Raw genomic sequence first — 18,510 nt, 5'->3', positions numbered from 1 at the left:
GTCGGTCAGCTGTTCGTCGCCCACTGGTGGCTGCCGCCCTGGTGGACGGCGGCGTAGATTCGGTCGCGGAGCAGGTTGGCGTCGTGGTCGGTGAGGGTGCGGCCCAGGTCCCGCAGGACCACCTTGAGGAGGACGTTCTCCTGCTCCGGGCGGGCCCCGAGCCGCTTCTGCGCCTGGGGCGGGAGCTCCGCGCAAAACGTCCGGGTCAGGATCTCGACCGTCTCCACACAGTCCGCGTCCGCCCCCAGGGCGTCCCGGCTCATGGGATGTCCGTCAACCGCACTCCGGTCGAGGCCCGGGCGCCGCCGCCACAGGGCCGGCCGCGCGGAAAGGCCGTGGCGGTACCGTCGGCCGCATGACTGAACCGAGTGACTGGACGTACGTGGTGACCGACATCGAGGTGGACGGTCCGTGGGCGGGCCCGAACTCGATGCGGTCGTTCGCTTCTGTTGCCGCGACGATGGACGGGCGGACGTTCGGTGAATTCGAGGCCGTCCTCGAACCGCTTCCCGGGTCGGCACCGAACCCGCGCACCAAGGAGTGGTTCGACTCCGAGCCGGGCACGTGGGAGGCCGCGACGACGAACCCCGAACCCGTCCTGGATGTGATGAGCAGGTACGTGGAGTGGATCCGGTCACTGCCCGGCCGGCGGGCATTCGCGGCGTCACCGTTGTCCTTCGACGGAACATGGATCGACTACTACCTGCGTCGGTTCACCCCGTACGGGCTGCACCAGGGCCCTTACGAGCGGGATCGTCTCTTCCACGGGCCGGCACTGTGCCTGCGCTCGTACACGGCGGCATTGACCGGGCGGCCCGCCGCGGACCTCCCGGCGCCGAAGCTGCCCCCGCACTGGCTCGGCGACGTGGAGCACACGCACAAGGCGATCGACGACGCCCGTGGCTTCGTCAACCTGCTGCATTTCCTCGCCCGGAACACCGGAACACCGGCGATCACGTTCGATTCCTAGGCCGGGCGTACCGCGGTTGCACGTCGGACCGCGGTTGCACGCTGGTGGGCCGAGGCTCCGCCGGGCCCACTCGTGCGTCCTGGTCCGCTCGGTGTCCGCGCGGTCGGCACTGCGGGTGGCGGGCAGAACGGCTGCGGGCACGGGATCCGAGGCCGCCCGGACCGTACGCGTGTGCGCACGCGTTAAAGTCGTGCCGTCCGGACGGCCCCACCCGCGGAAGGCGGCACCCATGACCCAGGACGGCGTCAGCATCGACAGGCTCTCCCCGGAGGACCGCGCCGACTGGGAGGTGCTGTTCCGGGGGTATCTCGACTTCTACCAGCGCGAGATACCCCCGGAGATGTACGAACGGGCCTGGACGGCGTTCCTCGACGACACCGTCATGCACGCCTTCGGCGCCCGGCTCGACGGCCGACTGGTCGGCCTCACGCACTTCCTCGTGCACGCCAACACCACCGCCCCGGACGTCTGTTACCTCCAGGACCTGTTCACCGCACCGGAGGCCCGCGGCCGCGGTGTCGGCCGGGCACTGATCGCCGCCGTCACCGGCTGGGCCCGCGAACGCGGCTGCAGCCGGGTGTACTGGTCCACCCAGGAGGGGAACGCGACGGCCCGCCGGCTCTACGACCAGGTGGCGGTCAACCGGGGGTTCATCCTCTACCAGATCACCCTGTGAGCCCGGAGGCCCGGGACCCGGGCCTCCGGTGGAACGGGCCCGGGCCTCAGGGGCAGGAGTAGGTGAAGCTCGCGGCCGCGGTGTGCTGCCCGGGGGAGAGGATCTCGACCGTGGCGGTGGCCTGCATGGTGCCGTGGCCGTCGAACGTCCAGCGCAGCACCAGATCGGCCTGCCGGGTGCCCTCCGGAACGGACTGCACCAACTCGCCGGACGAGCTGCCGTCGCTGCGCACCCAGCGGTAACGGACGTTGCCGGCATGGCCGTTGGTCTGCGCGGTGGCCGTGACGACGGCGGCGCCGCCGCACGGCGGGCCGGCCGGGTCGGTGGCGACCGCGACCGAGGTGACGGCCAGCGACGGCGTGTACCAGCGCCAGGCGAGCAACGCCAGCAGGGCCAGCAGCAGCAGGACGGCCAGCAGCCCGCGCCGGCCCTTGCGCCGGACCGGCCGGCCGGGCTCGACCTCGCCGTGCCAGACGGCGGCGGCCGCCGCCGGGACGCCCGGGCCGAAGCGGCGCAACTCCCCCTCGGCGAGCGGGCGTTCGTCCTCCGGGGCGGCGACCGGCGGGGGCACCGGAGCGGGCGGGTGGTGGCCGGCCGGCGGCGGGCCGTCGAGGCGCTGGGTGGCGTCCTCCGCGGCCCCGAAGGTACCGAGCGTCCGGGTACCGCCCACCAGGGGCGGCAGCGCCATCGGCTGCGGCGGGACCGTGGGCTGCAGCGGGACGGCGGGCTGCGGCGGGACGGCGGTGGCCCAGGCGGTCGGGTCCAGGACGGTGGCCGCGTCGTCGGCGGACGCACCGGCAGCCGGCGCCGACGCCCCGGCGGGGGCCGGACCGGCAGGGGACGCCCCGGCGGGGGTTGCGCCGGACACCCGGCCCAGCTTGACGGTCCGCCCGGCGGCGTCCTCGTCGAGCCGGACGGTGAGCGCCTCGTCGGGATCGGTCGGGGGCTTTCCCGGTGTGGTCATGCTGCCCTCCTGGGCGTGTGGTTCCGGCTCAGCGGGGCGGGTTGCAGGTGTAGGCGTACAGCTCCCGGTACCTGAGGGTCCGGCTCGGGTCGGCCGTCGGGCTGGTCGAGATCTGCAGGCCCCAGATCGGGTACGTGTCGGCGGAGCCGAAGGCGTGCGGGTAGGCGACGGCCTTCAGCCCGGTCGACCCCTTCGGGATCACCACCGTCTGGGTGGCCGCCACCACGTTGGGGGCGGTGGTGCTGGCCCGGTGGGTCCAGCTGAGCGTCAGCACGACGTCGGCGGCACCGTCCGTCTGGACGGTCACCGTGCCCACCGTGTCGTAGCGGCCGCCGCAGGTCAACGAGTCCAGGCTGAGCCCGGTCACCCGGGCCTTCACCGGCGGCGGCGCCACGGTGGCGCTCGGCGTGGTGGCGCTCGGGGTCGGCGGGGCCGGGGAGGTGGCGGGGGCGGACGGCTTGCCGCTCGCGGTCGGGGCGACGGTGGGCGGCCGGGTGGTGGCCGTGACCGTACTGCCCGGGCTGGGCGAGGCCGAGGCCGAGGGCGACGGCGAGCCGGACTCCGTCGCGGAGGGCGAGGGCGAGGCCTCGCCGGTGGGGGTCGGCCCGTCCGAGGCGGTGGGCGTCCCGGACGGCGGCAGCCCCGGGCCGATCGTGGTGGTGGCCTCCGGTGACGGGACCGCCAGCACGGTGTGGGCGTCCCGCTCGCTCGCGCCGGCCACCGCCACCCCGGCGAAGGACCCGGCGACCAGCAGACCCACGCCGGCCCCGGCCAGCACCTTGGCGCGCCGGCCGAGCCTGGGCGCCGTCCGCAACCCGCTCGCGCCGGCGCCCGCCCCGGCGGGCGGGGTGCTGCTCTGCGCCAGCGAGGTGTGCGCCAGTGCCGTGCCGCCGTCGCCCGCCGCCGCGCCGCCCCAGGGCAGCAGCATCGCCAGCGCCAGCACCAGGGCGGCGAGCTCCGCGCGACCGCGCTCCTCCCAGTCCGGCCCGTAGCCGGCCACCGCGACGGCCTCCAGCTCGGTGACGAAGCTCGCGGCGCTGTCCGGGCGGGAGGTCGGGGTCTTGGCCAGGCCGGCCCGGATCAGCGGCCGCACCTCGGCGGGCGCCAGCTCGTCCGGGATCGGCGCCTCGGTGTGCTGCACCGCGAGTTCGGCGATGGTCGCGCCGTCGTACGGGCGGGCGCCGGTCAGGCACTCGAAGAAGGTGACCGTCGCCGAGTAGACGTCCGCCGCCGGGGAGGCGGGCCGGCCGGCCCACTGCTCGGGCGCCAGGTAGGCGGGGGTGCCGGAGATGTCCCGGTCGTCGCCGCTGCGCACGGCGATGCCGAAGTCCACCAACTTGGAGCTGCCGTCCGCGGCCACCAGCACGTTGCCGGGCTTGTAGTCGCGGTGCACCACACCCGCCGCGTGGGCGGCGGCCAGGCCGAGCAGCGAGCCCTTGAGCACCACCAGCGCGGCCCGCGGGGTGGTGGCGCCCTCCTCGCGCAGCAGGGTCCGCAGCGCGAGGCCGTCGACCAGCTCCATCACGATGGCGCAGCCCTGCCTGCTCTCCACGTACTCGTACAGCCGGGTGACGTACGGCGAGCGGAGGCCGCCGAGCACCTCGGCCTCGGCCCGCAGGTTGTCGCCGCCGGCCGCGCGGTTGAGGTACTTGACGGCGACGGGCGTGCCGGTGGCGTCGTGGGTGGCCAGCACCACCCGGCCGCTGGCGCCGGTGCCCAGCTCCCGGCCGTGCGTGTAGCCGGGCAGCACCCAGCCGCCGGTGCCGTCCGTCCGCCCCGCGTCCTCGGCGGTTCTGCCCGCAGCGTCGGCGTCCATCGCGTCCGCCCCCCGTTCGTTCCTGCCTCCACCTGCGCCGCACGGTGGTGCGGCCTCTGCAATCGACGCGGCACGGGCCCTGCGGGTTCCCGTTCCGGGGCACCGGTAGGTCACGGTTTGGGCGATTCGCACACCATCTCAGCCATTGCGGTCGGCAAGTACCGGGTGCGGGGCCGCCGCCGGTGGCGCAAAACGGGGCCGCCGGGGCGGAACATGCTGGTCCCGGTCGTGGTTGTGCGCCATGGCACCATCCGTACCGACGGACCCGACCGACCCGACCGAAGGACACCCTCGTGAGCCTGTACGACATCCCGCTGCGCACGCTGTCCGGCGAGGCCGCCTCGCTCGCCGACTACAAGGGCAAGGCGCTGCTGATCGTCAACGTCGCCTCCAAGTGCGGGCTGACCCCGCAGTACGCCGGCCTGGAGAGCCTGCAGGAGCAGTACGGGGCGCGGGGCTTCAGCGTCCTCGGCTTCCCCTCCAACCAGTTCGCCGGGCAGGAGCCGGGCAGCTCGGAGGAGATCCAGACCTTCTGCTCCACCACCTACGGCGTCTCCTTCCCGCTGTTCGAGAAGACGGACGTGAACGGCGACGACCGGCACCCGCTGTACGCCGAGCTGACCAAGGCCGCCGACGCCGAGGGCCAGGCCGGCGACATCAGCTGGAACTTCGAGAAGTTCCTGATCACCCCGGACGGCACGGTGGCCGCCCGGATCCGCCCGCGGACCGAGCCGCTGGCCCCGGAGGTCGTCGAGGCGATCGAGGCGATCCTCCCCGCCTGACCCCGGTACCGGCGAAGGCCCGGGGATGCCCCCGGGCCTTCGTGCGCCGTCGCGCCGCCGACGGGGCCGCCGCCGGCCGGCGGGTGCGACGTCCGGTCCGCGGCCTGCACGGCCTCGGCGACCCGGGTGACCTCGGCGACCCGACCGACCGGGACGGCGACGCCGGTGTCCCGGGTCGCCTCGGCGAGGTCTCTGAGGGCCAGCAGCCGGCGGTCCCAGGCGGCGGCGAGCCCCGCCATCCACCGCGAGGTGGCGTCGAGCGGCTGCGGGCAGAGCCGGTAGTGGACCTCCCGCCCCGAGCGGAGGGCGAGCACCAGGCCCGCACGGCCGAGGACGGCGAGGTGCTTGACGACGGCCTGCCGGCTGACCGGCAGCCCGCCGGCCAGGGTGGTCGCGGTGGCGTCGCCGGTGGCGGCCAGTCCGTCCAGGATGCGGCGGCGCATCGGGTCGGCCAGGGCGACCAGCACCCGGTCCACCGCGTCGGGGGCCGGCGTCATACCACCAGCTGCTCGGTGTGCTGCCGCAGCTCCGCGAGCTTGTGGTGCCAGCCCGCGTTGTTCTGGTCGCGCCGGGCCCGGCGGACGTCCTGCGTGGTGTCGAGGCCGGCGAAGCCGCTCTCCACCATCCGCAGCCGGGTGGCCGCGCCGTCCGGGACCAGGGTGAACTCGACGAGGGTGGAGTTGCCCTCCCCCGGCTCCTCGCCGGGAAGCCCCTGCGACCAGCGGTACGCGAGGCACCGCGGAGGCTCGACCCGCTCGATCCGGGCCGGGACCGTGCCGTGCTCCAGCCGGTCGAAGACCAGCCGGCCGCCGGCCCGCAGGTCGAGCTCGGCCGGCCCTCCGCTGCCGAACCAGGTGCCCAGGAACGCCGGGTCGGTGAGCACCGCCCAGACCCGCTCGGGCGGCGCCGCGATGACGATCTCACGCTCGATTCGGTCAGCGACCATGCTGTTCCCCTCCCCGGACTCTTTGGTCGATGGTCGCACGGCTCTCCACCGAGACGCAACCATAGGGTTGCATATTCTGGCCAGCCGGCGCGGGGCCCAGGCGCCACCCGCCCCGCCCGATCAGACCAGCAGCAGCCGGGTGCCGGGCGGCAGCCCACCCGTGCGGGCCGCCTCCCGCAGGTGCTCCAGCAGGGCGGCCCGCAGCGCACCGGCGGCCCGGCTCAGCGGCACCTCCCGGCCGTGCGCGACCGCGATGGTACGCCCGAGGCCGGCGCCGGCGAAGTGCGTCACGGTCAGCCCCGAGAGCGCGGCCACCATCCCGGGCAGCACGGCCGGCCCCAGCCCCGCCCGGACGAAGCCCAGCACGGCGTCCATCTCCCCGCCCTCGACCGCGAAGACCGGCTCGAAACCCGCCGCCCGGCAGGCCCCGACGGTGGTCTCCCGCAGGTCGTAGCCCTCGCGGAACATCACCAGCGGCCGGTCCCGCAGCTCCTCGACCCGCACCCGTGAGCGGCGGCGCGGACCGCCGCCCGCCGAGACCAGCACCAGCTCCTCGTGCAGCAGCTCGGTGACCGCGAGAGCGGGGCCGAGGGCCTCGCCGGCCGGCGGCGCGATGATCAGCGCGAGGTCCAGCTCGCCGGCGCCGAGGCTGCGCACCAAGTCCCCCGAGCCGCCCTCCCGGACCACCAGCGTGACCTCCGGGTACCGGTCCCGGAACCCGCGCAGCACGTCCGGCACCAGGCTGGTGCACAGGCTCGGCGGCGCCCCGAGCCGGACCCGGCCGCGCCGCAGCCGCACGGTCTCCTGCACGGCCAGCCGGGCGCTCTCGGTGTCGGCCAGGATGCGCCGGGCCAGCGGCAGCAGGGCGTCACCGGCGTCGGTCAGCGCGATGTTCCCCCGCGCCCGGTGGAACAGCTCGGCCCCCAACTCCCTTTCCAGCGAGCGGATCTGCTGGGAGAGCGAGGGCTGGGCGACATGCTCGACCTCGGCCGCCCGGGTGAAGTGCCGGGCGTCGGCGACGGCGACGAAGTAGCGGAGTTGCTGGAGCTGCACACCTCCCACGATAGGCCAGGACTATGGTCACGAGCCGCAACATGTCTTGGACGCACCGTCCGGCGATTCCTACCGTGGTCGGTATGGCACAGGCGACTCGGACGGGCCGTAAACCGTCCACTCTGGAGACCCTCTGGCGGTCGACCGTCGGCAAGAAGGCGGTGATGGCCGTCAGCGGACTGGTCATGCTGCTCTATCTCGTCTTCCACATGCTCGGAAACCTCAAGGTCTTCTTCGGCCCCGACGACATCAACGGGTACGCGGCCTGGCTGCGCACCCTCGGACAGCCCTTCCTCGGGCACGGCTGGTTCCTCTGGATCGCCCGCTTCGGGCTGCTCGCGGCCGTCGGCCTGCACGGCGTCGCCGCCTACCAGCTCAGCCGCCGCGACCTGGCCGCCCGGCCGACCGGGTACGCGCACCGGCGACGGCGGGCGAGCTACGCGACCCGGACGATGCGCTGGGGCGGGATCATCCTGGCCCTGTTCATCGTCTGGCACATCCTCGACCTGACCACCCTCACCGTGAACCCGCGCGCCGAGGAGGGGCACCCGTACCAGAACATCGTGGCCTCGTTCTCGCACTGGTACAGCTGCGTGATCTACATCGTGGCGATGCTGGCCGTCGGCCTGCACATCCGGCACGGCTTCTGGAGCGCCGCCCAGACCCTGGGCGCCAACAACGCCCGCCGGGACCGCGCGCTGAAGGCCACCGCCAACGGCCTGGCCCTGGTGCTGACCGCCGGCTTCCTGTCCGTACCCGTGGCCGTCATGACCGGAGTGGTGAGTTGAACACGCCCGACACCCCCAGCCGCCCCCACGCCCCCGGCGGCCCCACGGCCCCCGAGGCCGCCGGCGCCACCGCCTCGGGCACCCACTACGCGGACTACACCGTCGGCGAGCCGGTCGCCGACAGCAAGGCCCCGACCGGGCCGATCGAACAACGCTGGGACCAGCGGCGGTTCGAGGCGAAGCTGGTCAACCCGGCGAACCGGCGCAAGCACACCGTGATCGTGGTCGGCACCGGCCTGGCGGGCGGCTCCGCCGGCGCCACCCTGGCCGAACAGGGGTACCACGTGGTGCAGTTCTGCTTCCAGGACTCCCCCCGCCGAGCCCACTCGATCGCCGCGCAGGGCGGCATCAACGCCGCGAAGAACTACCGCAACGACGGGGACTCCGTCCGCCGGCTGTTCTACGACACCGTCAAGGGCGGGGACTTCCGGGCCCGCGAGTCCAACGTCCACCGACTGGCCCAGGTCTCGGTGGAGATCATCGACCAGTGCGTGGCCCAGGGCGTCCCGTTCGCCCGTGAGTACGGCGGCCTGCTGGACACCCGGTCCTTCGGCGGCGTCCAGGTCTCCCGCACCTTCTACGCCCGCGGCCAGACCGGGCAGCAGCTCCTGCTCGGCGCCTACCAGGCGCTCTCCCGCCAGATCGCGGCCGGCAACGTCGAGATGCACCCGCGCACCGAGATGCTCGACCTGCTCGTGATCGACGGCCGGGCCCGCGGCATCGTCGCCCGCGACCTGGTCACCGGCGAGATCTCCACCCACCTGGCGGACGCCGTGGTGCTCGCCAGCGGCGGCTACGGCAACGTCTTCTACCTCTCCACCAACGCCAAGAACTCCAACGCGACGGCCGTCTGGCGGGCCCACCGCCGCGGCGCCCACTTCGCCAACCCGTGCTTCACCCAGATCCACCCGACCTGCATCCCGCGCAGCGGCGACCACCAGTCGAAGCTGACCCTGATGAGCGAGTCGCTGCGCAACGACGGCCGGATCTGGGTGCCGAAGGCCGAGGGCGACACCCGCCCGCCGGCCGAGATCCCCGAGCACGAGCGGGACTACTACCTGGAGCGGATCTACCCCTCCTTCGGCAACCTGGTGCCGCGTGACATCGCCTCCCGGGCCGCCAAGAACGTCTGCGACGAGGGGCGCGGCGTCGGGCCCGGCGGCCAGGGCGTCTACCTGGACTTCGCCGACGCGATCGCCCGGCTCGGCCGCGACCAGGTCGAGGCCCGGTACGGGAACCTGTTCGAGATGTACGAACGGATCACCGCCGAGGACCCGTACCGGGTGCCGATGCGGATCTACCCCGCCATCCACTACACCATGGGCGGGCTCTGGGTCGACTACGACCTGCAGACCAGCCTGCCGGGCCTGTTCGCGATCGGCGAGGCCAACTTCTCCGACCACGGCGCCAACCGGCTCGGCGCCAGCGCCCTGATGCAGGGTCTGGCCGACGGCTACTTCGTCCTCCCGGCCACCCTCAACGACTACCTCGCCCGGCACACCGCCGAGCCCGTGCCGGCCGACCACCCCGCGATCGAGGAGGTGACGGCCGAGGTCACCGACCGGCTCCACCTGATCCTCGCGGTGAACGGCGACCGCACCCCCGACTCCTTCCACCGCGAGCTCGGCGAACTCCTCTGGGAGGAGTGCGGGATGGCCCGCGACGAAGCCGGACTGCGCCGGGCGCTGGAGCGGATCCCGCAACTGCGGGAGGAGTTCTGGCGCCGGATCAAGGTGCCGGGCACCGGCCAGGAGCTCAACCAGTCGCTGGAGAAGGCCAACCGGCTGGTCGACTACTTCGAACTCGCCGAGCTGATGTGCCTGGACGCCCTGCACCGCACCGAGTCCTGCGGCGGACACTTCCGCGAGGAGAGCCGCACCCCGGAGGGCGAGGCGGCCCGTAAGGACGAGGAGTTCTCGTACGCCGCCGCCTGGGAGTTCACCGGCACCGGCGCCCCGCCGGTGCTCCACCGCGAGCACCTCGACTTCGAGTACGTCCACCCCACCCAGCGGAGCTACGCATGAACCTCACCCTGCGGATCTGGCGCCAGGCGGGCCCCGACACCGCCGGCTCGATGACCACCTACCAGGTCAGCGGCATCAGCCCCGACATGTCCTTCCTGGAGATGCTGGACACCCTCAACGAGGAGCTGATCCTGCGCGGCGACACGCCCGTCGCCTTCGACCACGACTGCCGCGAGGGCATCTGCGGCGCCTGCGGCATGGTCATCAACGGCCGGGCGCACGGCCCGGAACGGACCACCACCTGCCAGCTGCACATGCGGCACTTCCAGGACGGCGACACCATCGACGTGGAGCCCTGGCGGGCCGCCGCCTTCCCCGTCGTCAAGGACCTGGTGGTGGACCGCTCGGCCTTCGACCGGATCATCGGCTCCGGCGGGTACATCACGGCCCCCACCGGCAGCGCCCCCGAGGCGCACGCCACGCCCGTCCCCAAGGAGGCCGCCGACGCCGCCTTCGAGCACGCCGAGTGCATCGGCTGCGGCGCCTGCGTGGCCGCCTGCCCGAACGGCTCGGCGATGCTCTTCACCTCCGCCAAGGTGGTGCACCTGAACGTGCTCCCGCAGGGCGCACCGGAGCGGAGCAGCCGGGTGCGGTCGATGGTGGAGGCGATGGACAGCGAGGGCTTCGGTGGCTGCACCAACACCGGCGAGTGCGCGACCGCCTGCCCCAAGGGCATCCCGCTGCCGAGCATCGCCGCGATGAACCGCGAGTACCTGCGCAGCCTGCGCTAGCGGGCCGGTACGGGCCGGGTCGGGCCGGGCCGGCACCAAGCGTCGGAGGGCGGACGGCGACGCGGGCCCGGCGGTGCGCCGGGTCCCGTCCCCCGGCGCCTAGGCTGAGCCCGTGAACGTCATCATCTTCGGTGCGACCGGCATGATCGGCCGGGCCGTCCTGCGCGAATGCCTGCGCGACGACTCCGTCGAACGCGTCCTGACGATCGGGCGGACGCCGCTCGGCCTGGCCCACCGCAAACTGCGGGACGTCCTCCAGCCCGACCCGTCGGACCTCACCGCACCGGACCTCGACCTGGCCGGCTACGACGCGTGCTTCTTCTGCCTGGGCGTCTCCTCGGTCGGGATGAAGGAGGACGCCTACCGCCGGATCACCTACGACCTGACGCTCAAGGTGGCCCGCGCGCTGGCCGCCGCGAACCCGTCGCTGACCTTCGTCTACGTCTCGGGCGAAGGCACCGACAGCACCGAGCGCGGCCGCTCGATGTGGGCCAGGGTCAAGGGCCGGACGGAGAACGAGCTGCTGCGGCTGCCCTTCCAGGCGTACATGGTCCGGCCGGGCATCGTGGCGCCGCAGGGCGGGGTGGTCTCCAAGACCCGGCTCTACCGGACGGTCTACGCGGTGACCGGGCCGCTGCTCCACCTGCTCCGCCGGGTGGCGCCGAACCTGGTCAACACCGGCGAGCAGGTCGGCCGGGCCATGATCGCGGTCGCCACCCCGGGCATCGATCCCGGCACCCGGATCCTGCGGCCGAGGGACATCAACCGGCTGGCGCCGGACCCGACCGGCAGCTGAGGTCTGGCCGAGCGGTCCGTGAAGGCTCGCCGGCCGTGCTGCGAGCCGTGATCTGTCTCGTTGATCGGCGACCTCCAGCCGCTATCCCCTGAACGAGCGCCCACGGGCGTGAACTCGCCGGGTACCGCCACTGCTTTCACTCGGTTGCAGGCGGCACCTGGTGGCTCTGTGCTCGTTGTGCCGGCGGACGCTTCTCCAAGACGATGGGCCTGCCACCGATCACCGTCCGTCCCGCCCAATAGGGTGCCAGGGCGTGGCGGGCGATGACCGCCCCGCGCGGTGTCACGATGGACAGGCAGGGCTCGCCGAGGCGCCAGCGCACCTCCACCTGGGCGCCGGACAGGTCGGCCGGCACAGCGTAGGCGTTGCCACGAAAGGAAACCAGGCCCTGGGAGGTGACGCTGCGGACGGCTCGGACCCGCGCAGGAAAGGGCATGGCGGGCAAGTCGAGCAGCCGGTCGGCGGCACGCACGGCCCGGCCCACCCGGCGACAGTCGCCCGTCCTCCGCGCGAGCTGGTCGAGACTGTCCTGTGCGGCCTGGAGACGGGTGTCGCGGCGCACGGTGTGCCACCAGTGCTGGGCAGAAAAGCCAGGGCTTCCGTCACCCCTGGCGTGCCGGCTGCACCGGCACGACGGCCAGCCGATCTCGGCTCTGTAGTACCTGGCTACTTCGGCAAGAGCCGGCGTCACCCGGCCGGTCTCCGGACTGCAGGCAGCCGACGTCCGGTCGAACTGCCAGACGCCGGCGGTACCGCCCAGGCGCCTCAGGACCAGGTCCATCGCTTCCACCAAGTGCGGGAACTCCTCGTTCTCCGCCAGCACCGCTCCCCAGCGGCCCGCATGTGTGAGCGATCCCACCAGCAGGTGCGCCTGACTGTCGCCGCCCCATCGGGCGGGCGGATCGGGAAACCTCAGCCAGGCGAACCGCACTTCCTCAGCTGCCGGGTACCAGGTGACCGTGCCGCCGGTGTTGCCCCGGCAGTCGGCACAGGTGGGCCGCAGTCGGTGTCTGCGCAGCGCACGGGTGAATGTCGAGTAGGCGCCCGGGTAACCCAGCTCGACGACCTCGTCGAAGAGGACGGTCGCCTGCAGGTGCACGTCATCGGCAAGGCGTTGGTGGCAGTAGGGCAGGAACCGCAGAAACTCGTCCCGCGGTGGGCGTCTGACTCCCGCTGTGCGATCCCCCCCGAGATACGACCTCACAGTTTTGCGGTCGCGGCCGAGGTGCCGGGCGATCGCCGCGATGGACCTCCCCTGACAGCGCAATGCTTGCGCCTCCAGATATTCCTCCCTGGTGAGCACCCAAACCTCCTATTAGCCGGTTCCCGTCCCGCGCAGAGTCCGAATGAAGCTTTCCAGCGCGGCGGGAAACATAGCACGACGACCTGAAAGATCACGAGGAGGAATCGTTTCTTTCCGGCCCCACAGGTTGGGGAATTTCACAGAGCACCTGACCGGATCATGCACCCGAACCGCGCGCCGGACGATCTGTCCGACGCACTGCAGGTAATAGGCCAAAAAAGAGGGGGTGGCGCGCGCCACCCAGGGAATTTCAGTGAGCGCCCCGACCCCGAAGGCAGCCGGGTTGCCGAGCGTGCGAGGTCCGCCACGCCAGGAACGAACTCGGAAATCACCGGGGAGTGGCACGCGCCCCCTGGGGAACTTCGTCGAGCACGACATATCTTCAATATAAAAGGACGCCCATACGTCCTACATCCGAGCCCGGAGAGATGTCGTTGGTGAAGCATGACTTCGATGAAGCAATCACCACCGCAGCCTTCGTCCAGACCCGATCCGCTCGGCGATCTCGGAACGTGGCTCTTCGTCCCTGACAGCAGGAATGCCCAGGGCGAGGTGCGGCCCGGTTACCTGTCGCGCGACGACGAGCGGGTCGTCCTGGCCTACTGCTCCGGCATCCTGGGCGACCTGTTGCGGACGATCCGTCAGCTCGAGGACGACGCCGCCGCCCGATGGGATGCCCTCCCCGTTGCGGTCGGAGCGTGAGCGCCACGATGCGCGTCCCCGTGACCGAGGCCTACCTGCGGGCTGCGGAATCCGACTCCTTCGACCCGACGGGCGCGTACTTCCCGTCGTACGGAGCCGATCCGTACAACTCTGCGGGGAGTAATCCGCACGGAGCGCCGTACGGGCAGCACCGGTGGGACGACGTGGGTCCGATGTCCGGCGGGTCCCGGACGCCGAATGCCGAAGCATACGCGGCGTGGGAGGTCGGAGAGGTCTTTGTCCCGCACGCCCGCGCTCCCGTGATCGGCACTGATGCTCCACCGAGCCGCAGCTCTCGGCGACGCCCTGGCCCACCGAAGCTGTCGTGGTCACAGGCCCTCGGCTCGCTGCTCGGGCTACTGACCGCCGTGGCGGTCACCGCCGTGTGCCTGGTGGGGTGGACGCTCTCCTACGATCCCCTGCGGAATCTGGCGTTCGCCCGGGGACCGCAGGGGCTGGCAGAGCTGTGGCCGGTCATCGTCTACGGTCCTTGGTTGGTGGGCTGCCTGTCGGTGCTGCGTGCCGCCCTCGACGGGCGTCGGGTGGCGCACTCCTGGGCCGTGGTGGTCATGTTCTCCATCGTTGCGACGGCGCTGTGCGTGGCCGACGTCTCCCGGGCGCTCCCCGACATGGTGGTCGCCGGCCTGCCCCCGATCACCGGCGCGATCTCGCTGCACCAATTGGTGCGCCAGCTCGGCTGCGTTCGGGGCGCACGGCGGCCGGCTTCCCGCTCCACCTCGCACAAGGCGACCCGCTGAGTGGACGTCGTCGCGCTGGCCGGCCGAGCACCGGCGGGCAAGGGTCTCACACACGGTTCACAAGATCCTGGCGGCGGTCGACGAGGACCGGCGCTTCGAGACGATCCTGGCCCCGCCGCTGTTCGAGCGCACGGGCTCCAGCCGGTGAACGCCGGATTCGGCAAAGCGGGTGCCGGGCCGGCACGGCGAGACTCCGGTGACGGTGCAGGAGAAGATCGAGGCGATCCACGACCTGGTCGCCGACGTCCCCGGAGATCGGCCCCGGGCCACTGCCCCAGCCCTGCACCGCGCTGCACCGCGCAGCCCTGCCTTGCCCTGCCCCTTTGCCCGAAAGGACACCTCCCGCTGCCCGGACGGGCCGTCGCTGCCCGCCGGCCGCAACCGACTGCCGATGATCACGTGTCCTCCGCACCGACATCATCGTTCAGGGCTCGCCGGAGCCCTGCAGTCCTCTCCGGGAGGAGAACTCATGCACGTCCGCCGAGTTCCGTTCGCCGTCGCCGCCGTGCTCACCGCCGGGCTCGCCCTCACCGCGTGCGACAGCGGGAACCAGGGGCCGGCCGCGGCTCCCCCCGCCGCCGGGGCCCCGGCCGGCGGCGCGGCCGCACCCTCGGCGTCCGCCACGTCCGCCGGCGCCGCCGCGGGCAAGCCGGCGGGTGACGCGTCGACGGCCCCGCGGACGTCCGGGTCCGCGGCGCCGGCCGGCACCCGGTGCACCGTCGCCGACCTGGAGCTGAGCGTGCTCGGCCCGGACCTGCTCGCCGACGACAAGCAGCCCGCCTACGCGTCGCTGCACGTGGTGAACGTCTCGACCCGGACCTGCACGCTGACCGGGTTCCCCGGGATCCAGGTCGCCGACGACGCCGGGCGGACCGCCACGCCGCTGACCGCCGACCGCGACACCGGCTTCCCGGCGACCGCGGTGACGCTCAAGCCGAAGCAGATCGCCAACGCCAACCTGCAGTTCAGCAACGTCAACCCCGAGGGCTCGCCGTCCGGGCGCCGGGTCTGCGGGGTGACCGCCGGCAAGGTCCAGGTGATCCTGCCGGACGAGACCCAGGCCAAGCAGGTCAAGGTGACCGGCGGCGTCGACAGCAACACCCTGAACATCTGCGGGAAGCTCTCGGTGCAGCCCTTCCAGGGAGTCCCCGGCGCCAACGGCTAGACCGCCCGGCCGTCGAGTCGCCCGGTCCGCGCCCGGCCCCGCACCGGCGCGGGGCCGTTCCGGTGGTTGCCGACCGCGGGCGGCATGTCCGGGGCGGCCCGGCGCCGGGCCCGTGGTGCGCTGGTGACGTTCACCGCCCCACCGACGTCATCCACCGACGTCATCCACCGACGGCCCCCCGCCGGCGTCCCCCACCGACGCCCCCGCACCGGCCGCACCGCGCCGCGGGAGTCGGCGGGTGAGGGGCGGGCCCGCGACGAGATGAGGAGAGAGCCCGATGAGTGAGGTCGCACTGCTCGCCAGGATCGAAGCCAGGCCCGAGTACGCCGACGCCGTGGCGACGATGCTGCGGGACGCCCTGGAGTTGGCCCGGCAGGAGAGCGGGACGGTCACCTGGTTCGCGTTCCGCGAGAGCGACACCACGTTCGGGATCTTCGACACCTTCGCCGACGACCGGGGCCGCGACGCCCACCTGCGGGGCCGGATCGCCGAGGCGCTGATGTCCGTCGCGGCCACCCACCTGGCCTCGCCCCCGGACATCCGGAAGGTCGACGTGCTGGCGAGCAAGCTCCCCTGACGCGGCGCCGAGGCGCGGGCGGCACACCTGCCGCTCCGACGGGCCCGGCGGGCGTGAGCGCCGCCGGGCCCGTCCGCGTACCCCGTCCCGGAGCCCGCCCACGCGGGCGGCACGACCACCCGGAGCACCCTGCTCCGGACCGTCCCCGACCGCCGCTTGGGTGATCCACCCGTCCACGTTCTATTGTTGCCGCGCGGTCGAACCGCGGCCGGGCGGCCGGACGCGGCGCAGGCGGCCGTGGACCGAAGGGGTGGACGTGGCGGGGCGGCGGAACAACGGAGTGCTGGCGGTCTGGGCGGAGGCGCAGCGGCAGCAGCAGCGCCGTGAGGAGGCCCAGTGGCGGGCGCAGGCCGCCGAGCAGCGCCGGCAGGAACGTGAGGCGCGGGAGTCGCAGCGGTCGGCGGCGCGTGGGGAGCGGGAGGCGCTGCGTGCGTACCAGCAGTCCCGGGAGGCCGAGGCGACCCGACAGACGGCCGAACTGGACTCCCGGGTGGCGGAGTTGCGCGAGGTGCTGCGGACCGGGCTGGCGCAGCCGGCGTTCCGTCCGGCGGCCCTGCTGACGCCGGGCCAGGTGCCGCCGTTCGAGCCGGGCCGGCTGGGGGTGCCGGTGCCGATGCCCGACCAGGCGCAGTACCAGGTGCAGCCGCCGGACGCCGTGCAGTCCCGTGACCCGGCGATCCGCCGGCAGTACGAGGAGTACCTCGCCCAGGCCCGCGCCCGCTTCGAACAGGACTGGTACGCGGCCCAGGCCGCCGAGGCCGACCGGCAGCGCCGGCTCGGCGAGTACCACGGGCAGTATCTGGCGTGGGTCGCCGACCACCGCCGCCAGGACGAGGAACGCGGCTCCCGCACCCGGGAGTTGCTGGAGCGGCTGCGCGGCGGGGAGGCGGAGGCCGTACAGGAGTACTTCACCGCGGTGCTGTACGCCTCGGCGCGCTGGCCGGAGGGGTTCCCGCACAATCTGGTCGCGGCCTGGGAGGCCTCCAGCCGCGAGCTGGTGGTGAACTGGGAGCTGCCGGGCACCGACGTGGTGCCGGGCGCCGCCCGGGTGCGGTACGTGAAGTCGGACGACCGGGAGGCCGAGGTGGCCCGGCCCGCCACCGAACGCAAGGCGCTGTACCGGGAGGTGCTGGCGCAGAGCGGACTGAGGGTGGTCACCGAGCTGTTCCGGGCGGACGCCGACGGGCTGCTCGGCTCGGTGGTGCTGAACGGCTTCGTCCGCGGCATCGACCCGGCGACCGGGCGGGAGGCGGAGCGGTTCCTGCTGACGGTGACGGTGTCACGGGCCGAGTTCTCGGCGCTCTCGCTGGACCGGGTCGCGGCCGTGGAATGCCTGCTGGGCCTGGGCGGCAGGCTCTCGGCCCGGCCGGAACGGCTGGACGAGGTGAAGCCGGACCGGCTCCCGCAGACCGTCGGCGGCAGCCTCGCCGGGCAGGGCGGGGAGGACGAGCCGGACCTCTTCGAGATGGACCCGATCGAGTTCGAGGAACTGATCGCGGAGCTGTTCCGGGCCCGCGGGTACCGGGTGATGACCACCGCCCGCAGCGGCGACGCCGGGGTCGACGTGGTCGCCGAGGACCTCGACCCGGTGACCGGCGGCCGGATCGTCATCCAGGCCAAGCGCTACCGCTCGACGGTCTCGCCCACCGCCGTACGGGACTTGGACAGCACCGTCCGCCACCACGGCGCGATCAAGGGCATCCTGGTCACCACGGCCGGCTTCGGGCCCGGCTCGTACGACTACATCCGCAACAAGCCGCTCAGCCTGGTCACCGGCCCGGAACTGGTGGAATTGCTCGCCGAGCAGGGGTTGCGCGGCCGGCTCGGCCCGGCGCCGCAGGGCCGGCCGGGCACCGGCCCGGCAGCCGCCGCGGCAGCGGCACCGGGTGCGGCGGAATCGGGCGGCTCCTCGGCGGAGCCGGGCGGCGCCGTCCGGCTGGAGATCAGCTGGCAGAGCCGGACGGTCGGCGGGGACCCGGTCGAACTGGACGTGTCGGCGTTCCTCTGCGCCTCCGGCCGGGTGCTCAGCGACGAGCACTTCGTCTTCTTCAACAACCCGCAGGACCCGGACGGCGCGGTGCGCCTGCACCCCACGCACTCGGTGGCGGGCCAGCCGGCCCGGGGCGCGGCCCTCAGCATCGACCTGGCCCGGCTCGCACCGGGTGTGGAGCAGGTGGTGATCGCCGTCTCGACCGAGGAGGAGACGCCGCCCGCGCTCCCGCTCGGCTACGTCCACGGGCTGGCGGTGCAGGCGGCCCTGGGGTCCGCGGCCGACGGCCCGGAGCGCTGGGCGGGCGGCACCGCGGGGATCGCCGACACCGCGATGACGGTGGGTGCGATCCGCCGCACCGCCGCCGGCGGCTGGCATTTCGAGGCCGCGCCGGACCCGGTTCCGGGCGGGCTCGCCGGCCTGGCGGCCCGCTGGGGCGTCTCCGTCGAGTGACGCCTTAGCGGCGGCG

General features: G+C 73.4%; 18 protein-coding genes and 2 pseudogenes. 13 read left to right on the top strand and 7 right to left on the bottom strand.

All coding sequences use genetic code 11. The features are described 5' to 3' along the window. Positions 1-5 precede the first annotated feature (5 nt). Entirely contained in the window at positions 6-263 is a 258-nt protein-coding gene (locus tag OG689_RS37180; protein WP_266325816.1) for a hypothetical protein, read from the bottom strand. Positions 264-355: 92 nt separating this feature from the next. Here OG689_RS37180 and OG689_RS37175 point away from each other — a divergent pair, with 92 nt between their 5' ends. Continuing rightward, positions 356-970 (top strand): hypothetical protein, encoded by a 615-nt coding sequence (locus OG689_RS37175; protein WP_266325815.1) that lies wholly within the window; start codon positions 356-358, stop codon positions 968-970. Between the two features lie 229 nt (positions 971-1,199). Then, positions 1,200-1,646 (top strand): GNAT family N-acetyltransferase, encoded by a 447-nt coding sequence (locus OG689_RS37170; RefSeq protein WP_266325814.1) that lies wholly within the window; start codon positions 1,200-1,202, stop codon positions 1,644-1,646. Between the two features lie 46 nt (positions 1,647-1,692). Here OG689_RS37170 and OG689_RS37165 read toward each other — a convergent pair whose 3' ends face one another. Continuing rightward, on the bottom strand, positions 1,693-2,610 hold the full coding sequence (locus tag OG689_RS37165; protein ID WP_266325812.1) for a hypothetical protein: 918 nt from the start codon (positions 2,608-2,610) through the stop codon (positions 1,693-1,695). Positions 2,611-2,638: 28 nt separating this feature from the next. Further along, positions 2,639-4,426, bottom strand: a complete 1,788-nt coding sequence (locus tag OG689_RS37160) for a serine/threonine-protein kinase (RefSeq protein WP_266325810.1) — start codon at positions 4,424-4,426, stop codon at positions 2,639-2,641. A 293-nt stretch (positions 4,427-4,719) separates the two neighbouring features. Here OG689_RS37160 and OG689_RS37155 point away from each other — a divergent pair, with 293 nt between their 5' ends. After that, entirely contained in the window at positions 4,720-5,208 is a 489-nt protein-coding gene (locus OG689_RS37155; protein WP_266325808.1) for a glutathione peroxidase, read from the top strand. 176 nt (positions 5,209-5,384) lie between these two features. On the opposite strand, the pseudogene OG689_RS37150 reads toward OG689_RS37155, so the two are convergent. The 3 genes and pseudogenes from OG689_RS37150 to OG689_RS37140 all read right to left on the bottom strand — a co-directional run. Next, positions 5,385-5,705: pseudogene (locus tag OG689_RS37150) on the bottom strand (ArsR/SmtB family transcription factor); the annotation flags it as partial. Further along, on the bottom strand, positions 5,702-6,154 hold the full coding sequence (locus tag OG689_RS37145) for an SRPBCC family protein (RefSeq protein WP_266325806.1): 453 nt from the start codon (positions 6,152-6,154) through the stop codon (positions 5,702-5,704). The gene OG689_RS37145 and the pseudogene OG689_RS37150, both read right to left, overlap by 4 nt. A 120-nt stretch (positions 6,155-6,274) precedes the next feature. Then, positions 6,275-7,207, bottom strand: a complete 933-nt coding sequence (locus OG689_RS37140; protein WP_266325804.1) for a LysR substrate-binding domain-containing protein — start codon at positions 7,205-7,207, stop codon at positions 6,275-6,277. 83 nt (positions 7,208-7,290) lie between these two features. Between OG689_RS37140 and OG689_RS37135 the strand changes: the two genes are divergently transcribed. The 4 genes from OG689_RS37135 (at position 7,291) to OG689_RS37120 (ending at position 11,546) form a co-directional block, all read left to right on the top strand. Continuing rightward, positions 7,291-7,995, top strand: a complete 705-nt coding sequence (locus OG689_RS37135) for a succinate dehydrogenase cytochrome b subunit (protein ID WP_266325802.1) — start codon at positions 7,291-7,293, stop codon at positions 7,993-7,995. Further along, entirely contained in the window at positions 7,992-10,019 is a 2,028-nt protein-coding gene (locus OG689_RS37130; RefSeq protein WP_266325800.1) for a fumarate reductase/succinate dehydrogenase flavoprotein subunit, read from the top strand. The genes OG689_RS37135 and OG689_RS37130 overlap by 4 nt, the downstream gene beginning before the upstream one ends. After that, positions 10,016-10,750: a succinate dehydrogenase/fumarate reductase iron-sulfur subunit gene (locus OG689_RS37125; RefSeq protein WP_266325798.1), complete on the top strand. Its 735-nt coding sequence runs from the start codon at positions 10,016-10,018 to the stop codon at positions 10,748-10,750. Before OG689_RS37130 ends, OG689_RS37125 begins: the two co-directional genes overlap by 4 nt. 112 nt (positions 10,751-10,862) lie before the next feature. Then, positions 10,863-11,546 carry an NAD-dependent epimerase/dehydratase family protein gene (locus OG689_RS37120; protein ID WP_266325796.1) on the top strand — a complete coding sequence of 228 codons (684 nt, stop codon included), beginning with the start codon at positions 10,863-10,865 and terminating at the stop codon, positions 11,544-11,546. Positions 11,547-11,682: 136 nt separating this feature from the next. On the opposite strand, the gene OG689_RS37115 is transcribed toward OG689_RS37120, so the two are convergent. Then, complete coding sequence (locus tag OG689_RS37115; RefSeq protein ID WP_266325794.1) at positions 11,683-12,849, bottom strand: helix-turn-helix domain-containing protein; 1,167 nt, start codon at positions 12,847-12,849, stop codon at positions 11,683-11,685. Between the two features lie 453 nt (positions 12,850-13,302). On the opposite strand from OG689_RS37115, the gene OG689_RS37110 reads away from it, so the two are divergent. From OG689_RS37110 to OG689_RS37090, 6 genes and pseudogenes are all read left to right on the top strand, one after another. Then, a complete protein-coding gene (locus OG689_RS37110; RefSeq protein ID WP_266325792.1) occupies positions 13,303-13,551 on the top strand; it encodes a hypothetical protein in 249 nt (82 codons plus the stop codon). Next, complete coding sequence (locus OG689_RS37105; protein ID WP_266325790.1) at positions 13,548-14,309, top strand: DUF2637 domain-containing protein; 762 nt, start codon at positions 13,548-13,550, stop codon at positions 14,307-14,309. The genes OG689_RS37110 and OG689_RS37105 overlap by 4 nt, the downstream gene beginning before the upstream one ends. Before the next feature lie 64 nt (positions 14,310-14,373). Further along, positions 14,374-14,493 (top strand): annotated as a pseudogene (locus tag OG689_RS45070) (DUF6192 family protein); the annotation flags it as partial. A gap of 285 nt (positions 14,494-14,778) precedes the next feature. Next, positions 14,779-15,474, top strand: a complete 696-nt coding sequence (locus OG689_RS37100) for a DUF4232 domain-containing protein (protein WP_266325788.1) — start codon at positions 14,779-14,781, stop codon at positions 15,472-15,474. A gap of 277 nt (positions 15,475-15,751) precedes the next feature. Next, positions 15,752-16,051, top strand: coding sequence for an antibiotic biosynthesis monooxygenase (locus OG689_RS37095; RefSeq protein WP_266325787.1), 300 nt, complete (start codon positions 15,752-15,754; stop codon positions 16,049-16,051). Between the two features lie 256 nt (positions 16,052-16,307). Further along, positions 16,308-18,494: a restriction endonuclease gene (locus tag OG689_RS37090; RefSeq protein WP_266325785.1), complete on the top strand. Its 2,187-nt coding sequence runs from the start codon at positions 16,308-16,310 to the stop codon at positions 18,492-18,494. Positions 18,495-18,510 lie beyond the last annotated feature (16 nt).

The sequence above is a fragment of the Kitasatospora sp. NBC_00240 genome, assembly GCF_026342405.1.
Lineage (GTDB): Bacteria > Actinomycetota > Actinomycetes > Streptomycetales > Streptomycetaceae > Kitasatospora.
The sequence above is the reverse complement of the archived record's forward strand: the minus strand, read 5'-3'. Positions and strand labels throughout refer to the sequence as shown.